Annotated in this window: 1 protein-coding gene; it reads right to left on the minus strand. The window is 35.9% G+C overall.

Going from position 1 to position 387, the window contains the following annotated elements; translation table 11 throughout:
* On the minus strand, positions 1 to 357 hold a 357-nt coding region (locus PUR71_RS40795), incomplete at its 3' end, for a hypothetical protein (RefSeq protein ID WP_329924226.1).
* Positions 358 to 387: the final 30 nt, after the last annotated feature.

Consider the following 387-nt stretch of genomic DNA (forward strand, 5'->3'; position numbering starts at 1 on the left):
GCCCCCCACCCCCCCCCACCCCCCCCCCCCAAAAAAAAAAAACCCAAAAACCAAAACCACAAAAACCCCCAAAAAACAAAAAAAAAAAAAAACACAAAAAAAAAAAAAAAAACAAAAAAAAACAAAAAAAAAAACACCAACAAAAAACAAACAAAAACCACAACCAAACCCCCACAAACAAAAAAAAACCCCCCCCACCAGCGACACAAAAAAACACCCACCGAAAAAAAAAAAAACCACAACAACAAAAAAAACGCCCCCCCCCACCACCCCACACAAAAAAACAACACAAAAACCAGGAACAAACCAAACAACCCGCAAAAAAAAAAAAACACAAAAAAAAAAAAAAAAACACACACCAACACATTAAAGAAAAACACAAAACAA

This window comes from Streptomyces sp. SP17BM10 (assembly GCF_036322405.1).
In the GTDB taxonomy this organism is placed as follows: domain Bacteria; phylum Actinomycetota; class Actinomycetes; order Streptomycetales; family Streptomycetaceae; genus Kitasatospora.